We start from the raw sequence: 6,308 nt of genomic DNA, 5'->3' as shown, positions 1-6,308 counted from the left end.
GCCTGAGACTATATGATGTAGTGCGACGGATAAACGCAAGAAAGCGCGCCCAAACATAGCAGATTCTGGAATCTCTCATGACGCTTACCTCTCGCCTCAAGGACAAGTCCCTGCTGAAAACCCTTTGCTTTATCAATGGCGAATGGGTGGGGGCGGATGCGCCGCAGATTGACGTGACAGACCCGGCAACGGGCGAGAAGATTGCGAGCGTGCCCTCGCTTGGTACGCAAGAGACGCGCGAGGCGATCGAAGGCGCTTCCCGCGCGCAGGAGGAATGGGCCGCGCGCCCGGCGAAGGAGCGTTCCGTCATTCTCCGCCGCTGGTTCGAACTGATGATGGAAAATCAGGACGATCTCGCCGCTATTCTCACGGCAGAGCAGGGCAAGCCGCTGGCCGAGGCAAAGGGCGAAATCGCCTATGCCGCTTCCTTCATCGAGTTCTATGCCGAAGAGGCAAAGCGTATCTATGGCAGCATCGTTCCTGCGCCGACCAATGATCGCCGCATCGTGGTTCTTAAGCAGCCCGTCGGCGTCTGCGCGGCGATAACGCCTTGGAACTTTCCGGCGGCGATGATTACGCGCAAGGCCGGTCCCGCGCTTGCAGCAGGTTGCACCATGGTCGTGAAGCCTGCGACCGCGACGCCGCTTTCCGCCTTTGCACTGGCAGAGCTTGGTCAGCGCGCGGGGCTTCCTTCCGGTATTCTGAGTGTGATTACGGGCAAGGCAGGCGCCATCGGCAGCGAAATGACGGCGAACCCGCTGGTGCGGAAACTCACCTTCACCGGCTCCACGGAGATTGGCAAGGAACTGATGAGCCAGTCCGCCGCGACCATGAAAAAGGTGTCGTTGGAACTGGGGGGCAATGCGCCTTTCATCGTGTTCGATGATGCCGATATTGATGCCGCTGTTGAAGGCGCTGTCGCATCCAAATATCGCAACACCGGCCAGACCTGCATCTGCACCAATCGTTTCCTCGTTCAATCGGCCGTGCATGACGAGTTTGTCGAGAAGCTGGCAAGGAAGGTCGCCGCCTTGAAGGTAGGCTCCGGCTTTGAAGAAGGTGTTGCGCAAGGTCCGCTGATCGATATGGCTGCGGTGGAAAAGGTCGAGGAGCATATTGCTGATGCGCTCGCGGGCGGTGCGAGGCTGCATACCGGCGGCAAGCGCCATGCGAAGGGCGGCACCTTCTTCGAGCCGACGGTCATCTCCGGCATGAAGCCCGGCATGAAGGTGACGCGCGAAGAAACCTTTGCGCCGCTTGCACCCGTTTTCCGCTTCGAAACGGATGAAGAAGCAGTCGCGCTGGCCAATGACACGCCTTTTGGACTTGCCTCCTATTTCTATAGCCGCGATATCGGGCGCGTCTGGCGCATTGCCGAGGCGCTGGAATATGGCCTTGTCGGCGTCAATGCCGGGCTCATCTCAACGGAAGTTGCGCCATTTGGCGGTTACAAGGAATCCGGACTTGGTCGCGAAGGCGGGCCTTGGGGCATCGAGGAATTTCTCGAAGTGAAGTATGTCGCGATGGCGGGGCTCTGAGTGATGAGTGCTGACGCGCAGAAAAAGGCAGCGGCGCTCCGCGCGCTCGACTTTGTGAGTCCGGGCATGAAACTCGGTCTCGGCACAGGCTCCACGGCGGAACATTTCGTCCGCGCGCTGGGCGAGAAGGTGAGGGGTGGCCTTGAGGTCATTTGCGTGCCTACATCGGAGCGCACGTCAAAACTTGCCGAGAGCCTTGGCATCCCGATCGCCGGGCTTCACCAGGTTCAGCGCCTCGATCTGACGGTGGATGGTGCAGATGAACTCGACAGCAAGCTGCGGCTTATCAAGGGCGGCGGTGGGGCCCTGCTGCGCGAAAAGATTGTCGCCACAGCATCCGAGCGGATGATCGTGATTGCGGATGCCTCCAAAGTCGTGACGACGCTCGGTGCCTTTCCGCTGCCGGTGGAAATCGTTCCCTTCGGCGCAAGCGTGACAGCGCGGAAGATCGCCGAAGTCGCAAGCGCGCTTGGCTGCACGGGTAAGGTTTCGCGCCGCGCTGATGAATATGGCGAACCCTTCTTCACCGACAGCGGCAACTTCATCTATGACTGCGCCTTCAGCAAGATCCCGGAACCGGACAGTCTGGCCCCGGCGCTCAATGCTATTCCGGGCGTGGTGGATAACGGGCTCTTTATCGATATTGCAGCGCTCGCCATTATCGGTTCGCCGTCGGGCATCGAGCTGATCGAGAAGAAATAACAAACCGGACAGGGATGCGGGAGCTGCAGCCATGAGCAAATATAATTACGACCTTTTCGTCATTGGCGCGGGTTCTGGCGGCGTGCGAGCCGCGCGTATCGCTGCAAGCTATGGCGCGAAGGTGGGAGTTGCCGAGGAATATCGCGTCGGCGGCACCTGCGTTATTCGCGGCTGCGTTCCGAAAAAGCTTTTTGTCTATGCAAGCCACTATTCCGAAGAGTTCGAGGAAGCGGCAGGCTTCGGCTGGACGGTGGGTGAGCGCTCCTTTGACTGGAAGACGCTTGTTGCGAACAAGGACAAGGAGATTGACCGGCTGAACGGCATCTATATCCGCAATCTCGAAAAGGCGGGTGTCGAGATCATTCAGAGCCGCGCGACGGTCAGGGATGCGCATACGGTTCGCCTTGAGGCGGAAGACCGGGAAGTGACGGCGGAGCGCATTCTCATCGCCGTTGGCGCGACGCCCTACATGCCCGACGTGCCGGGCATTGAACATGCCATTTCATCGAACGAAGCCTTCCATCTTGAGGAATTGCCGAAGCGCATTGTCGTGGTCGGCGGTGGCTATATCGCGGTGGAGTTCGCAGGCATTTTCAACGGGCTTGGCGTGGAGACGAAGCAGCTTTATCGCGGTCCCCTTTTCATGCGCGGCTTCGACGATGATCTGCGCGAAATGCTCGCCGAAGAGATGATGAAGAAGGGTGTAGGCCTGCGCATGAACAGCGACATCGCCTCTATCGTCAAAAAGGATGGCGAGCTGGAACTGACGCTGACAAGCGGCGAGATTCTGAAAACCGATGCCGTGATGTATGCGACGGGCCGCATACCGCTCACCAGGGGGCTTGGCCTTGAAGAAGCAGGTGTGAAGCTCGGCAAGTCCGGTCAGGTGATCGTCGATGAATATTCGAAGACCTCGGTAGACAGCATCTATGCCGTAGGCGATGTGACGGACCGCGCGAACCTCACCCCCGTGGCGATCCGCGAGGGCCATGCCTTTGCCGACACCGTCTATGGCGGCAAGGATGTGAAGGTCGATCATTCGATCATCCCGACGGCGGTCTTTTCCCAGCCGGAAATGGGCACGGTCGGCCTCACCGAAGCCCAGGCGCGGGAGCGCGGCGAGATTGATCTCTACAAGACTGCCTTTCGCGGGTTGAAGAACACGCTTTCCGGCTCGCAGGAGCGAACCTTCATGAAGCTCGTGGTGGATGCAAAGACCGACAAGGTCCTCGGTGTCCATATTCTGGGGCAGGGGGCTGGCGAACTCATCCAGGCGGTCGGCATCGCGGTCACGATGGGGGCAACCAAGGCCCAGTTTGACGCCACCATTGCCGTCCACCCCACAGCGGCGGAAGAACTGGTGACATTGCGCGAAAAATGGCAGGCCCCGCTGGTCAAGGCCGCGAGCTGAGCGGCTTTTCTGCGTCTCCAAGCCAGATCAAGGGCTTAGGCTTCCATTCAGGGGTCTTGTGGATTATATATCCGCCTTCCATATGGAAAAGGCGGGTTCAGGAAGAGAGCCTGAACCCGCATTTTTTCGTGCGTTTCGGAGACAAAGACGATGGCGGAGAACTGGAAACCGGAGAGCTGGCGCTCAAAGCCCGCAAAGCATCTCCCGGCCTACCCGGATGAGGCGGCTCTGGCCGCTGTGGAAGCGCGCCTGCGCTCCTATCCGCCGCTCGTGTTTGCAGGTGAGGCCCGCAAGCTGAAAGCAGATCTCGCAGAGGTCTGCGAAGGCCGCGCTTTCCTGCTTCAGGGCGGCGATTGCGCCGAGAGCTTTGCCGAATTCTCCGCCGACAATATCCGCGACACGTTCCGCGTGCTGCTGCAGATGGCAGTGGTGCTGACCTTTGCGGCCGCCTCGCCCGTGGTGAAGGTGGGCCGCATCGCGGGCCAGTTCGCCAAGCCGCGTTCCTCGCCCACCGAGACCATTGGCGATGTGACGCTGCCCTCCTATCTCGGCGACAACATCAACGGTATCGAGTTCGACGCGGCAGCCCGTGTGCCTGATCCCGAGCGCTTGCTGCGCGCCTATTCGCAGTCGGCCTCGACGCTGAACCTCATCCGCGCTTTTGCGAGCGGCGGCTATGCCGATCTCGATTTTGTGCATCGCTGGAATCTGGGTTTCGTCTCGGACAGTCCCGAAGGCGCGCGTTACGAGGAACTTGCGAACCGCATCACCGAGGCGCTCGACTTCATGCGCGCCTGCGGCGTGGACAGCGCCTCGCAGCCGCAGCTTCACACGACCGAATTCTATACGAGCCATGAGGCATTGCTGCTCGGCTATGAGCAGGCGATGACCCGCATCGATTCCACCACAGGCGACTGGTACGACACCTCCGCCCATATGCTCTGGATCGGCGACCGTACGCGCCAGCCGGACCATGCGCATGTCGAATATATGCGGGGCATCAACAACCCGATCGGCATGAAGTGCGGCCCCTCGCTCGACCCGGACGAGCTTGTACGCCTCACCGACATTCTCAACCCGAAGAACGAGCCGGGGCGTCTCACGCTTATCTGCCGTTTCGGTGCCGAGAATGTGGAGAAGCATCTGCCGCAGCTCATCCGCGCCATTGAGCGGGAGGGCAAGAAGGTTGTCTGGTCCTGCGACCCCATGCATGGCAACACCATCAAGGCATCGTCCGGCTACAAGACGCGGCCTGTGGATCGCATTCTTGCGGAAGTGCAGGCCTTCATGGCTGTTCACCGCGCGGAAGGCACCCATGCGGGCGGCGTGCATTTCGAGATGACCGGCCAGAACGTCACCGAATGCATCGGGGGCGCGCAGGCGATCAGCGAAACGGAGCTTGGCGACCGCTATCACACGCATTGCGACCCGCGCCTCAATGCCAGCCAGTCGCTGGAACTCGCTTTCCTCATTGCCGAAGGGCTGAAGAAGGAGCGGATGGAAAACCGCAACCTCCGGCCAGTGGCGCTGGGTGCGTGGTAAGCGAGATAAATGGAAAAATGAGAAGGCCCGGTAGCGATACCAGGCCTTTTCTTTTCAGCTTACCTTGATGAGACGTCGCCCGAGATTTTCGCCTTCGAAGAGACCGATAAAGGCTGCCGCCGAACCTTCGATCCCTTCGGAAATATCTTCGGTGTAGATGAGCTTTCCTTCGTGGATCCATCCGGCCATCTCGGTCTGTGCCTCACGGAAACGCTTGAAATAATCAAACACCACAAGCCCCTCCATCCGCAGGCGATGCGTGATGAAGCGCGTCACATTGCGGATGCCGACAAGCTCGTTGTCCGCGCGGTTATATTCGCTGACCTGACCGGAAACGACGATGCGGCCATGCTCCTTCATGTTGAGGATCGCCGCATCAAGCATCTCGCCGCCGACATTGTCGAAATAGATATCGACGCCTTCCGGACAATGCTCTCGGATCGCCGAGCGCAGATCAGTGCCGCGATAGGAGAAGCAATCATCGAAGCCGAGGCCTTTGACATAGTCGCACTTTGCCGCCGAACCGGCGATACCGATGACACGGCAGCCTTTCTGCTTTGCGATTTGCCCGGCGGTGGCCCCGACCGGTCCCGCCGCAGAGGAGATCAGAACGGTCTCGCCCGCACGGGGCGCGCCGAGTTCCAGAAGGCCGAAATAGGAGGTGAGGCCCGGAATGCCGAGCACGCCAATCGCGGCGGTAAGGCGGAGCTTGCCGTGAAACATCTCCGGCGAAAGTATCTGCACGCCGCGCCCGTTCGAAATGGCATGTGTCACCCAGCCAAAGCCGCCTGTCACGCGGTCGCCCGGCTTGAACTTTTCGTTCTTCGAGGCTTCGACAATGCCAACCATCGCACTGTCGATGGTCTCGCCAAGGGGAAGGGCGGCCGTGTAGCTATCCCCCGAAAGGCGGCTGCGCATCCCCGGATCGACCGAGTGATATTCCGTGCGGATCAGGATTTCATGCTCGCCAATATCCGGCAGCGTTATTTCTTCCAGCCGGAAGTTCTCAAGCCTCGGCTTTCCTTCCGGCCGTGACGCGAGCACCCAGCGTTTTGCTTTTGTCGGCATTGTTCCTCCCCCGTGTTCCTATTACTCCCCAAACTCGTCATGCCCGG

At 60.0% G+C, this 6,308-nt stretch carries 5 protein-coding genes; 4 read left to right on the top strand and 1 reads right to left on the bottom strand.

The features are described from left to right. Nucleotides 1–77: 77 nt before the first annotated feature. From WBF74_RS09265 to WBF74_RS09250, 4 genes are all read left to right on the top strand, one after another. Nucleotides 78–1,538, top strand: a complete 1,461-nt coding sequence (locus WBF74_RS09265; protein ID WP_424438555.1) for an NAD-dependent succinate-semialdehyde dehydrogenase — start codon at nt 78–80, stop codon at nt 1,536–1,538. Between the two features lie 3 nt (nt 1,539–1,541). Further along, on the top strand, nt 1,542–2,240 hold the full coding sequence (gene rpiA / locus WBF74_RS09260) for a ribose-5-phosphate isomerase RpiA (protein WP_424438552.1): 699 nt from the start codon (nt 1,542–1,544) through the stop codon (nt 2,238–2,240). A 31-nt stretch (nt 2,241–2,271) separates the two neighbouring features. After that, on the top strand, nt 2,272–3,651 hold the full coding sequence (gene gor / locus WBF74_RS09255; RefSeq protein WP_424438549.1) for a glutathione-disulfide reductase: 1,380 nt from the start codon (nt 2,272–2,274) through the stop codon (nt 3,649–3,651). 150 nt (nt 3,652–3,801) lie between these two features. Then, nucleotides 3,802–5,193: a class II 3-deoxy-7-phosphoheptulonate synthase gene (locus WBF74_RS09250; RefSeq protein WP_424438546.1), complete on the top strand. Its 1,392-nt coding sequence runs from the start codon at nt 3,802–3,804 to the stop codon at nt 5,191–5,193. Between the two features lie 54 nt (nt 5,194–5,247). Here WBF74_RS09250 and WBF74_RS09245 read toward each other — a convergent pair whose 3' ends face one another. Beyond that, a complete protein-coding gene (locus WBF74_RS09245) occupies nt 5,248–6,261 on the bottom strand; it encodes an NADP-dependent oxidoreductase (protein ID WP_424438543.1) in 1,014 nt (337 codons plus the stop codon). Nucleotides 6,262–6,308 lie beyond the last annotated feature (47 nt).

The organism is Parvibaculum sp. (genome assembly GCF_049672805.1).
Lineage (GTDB): Bacteria > Pseudomonadota > Alphaproteobacteria > Parvibaculales > Parvibaculaceae > Parvibaculum.
The sequence above is the reverse complement of the archived record's forward strand: the minus strand, read 5'-3'. Positions and strand labels throughout refer to the sequence as shown.

Coding starts and splice junctions, on each gene's coding strand:
- WBF74_RS09265 (WP_424438555.1), top strand. CDS start 78: ATGACGCTTACCTCTCGCCTCAAGGACAAGTCCCTGCTGAAAACCCTT.
- rpiA (WP_424438552.1), top strand. CDS start 1,542: ATGAGTGCTGACGCGCAGAAAAAGGCAGCGGCGCTCCGCGCGCTCGAC.
- gor (WP_424438549.1), top strand. CDS start 2,272: ATGAGCAAATATAATTACGACCTTTTCGTCATTGGCGCGGGTTCTGGC.
- WBF74_RS09250 (WP_424438546.1), top strand. CDS start 3,802: ATGGCGGAGAACTGGAAACCGGAGAGCTGGCGCTCAAAGCCCGCAAAG.
- WBF74_RS09245 (WP_424438543.1), bottom strand. CDS start 6,261: ATGCCGACAAAAGCAAAACGCTGGGTGCTCGCGTCACGGCCGGAAGGA.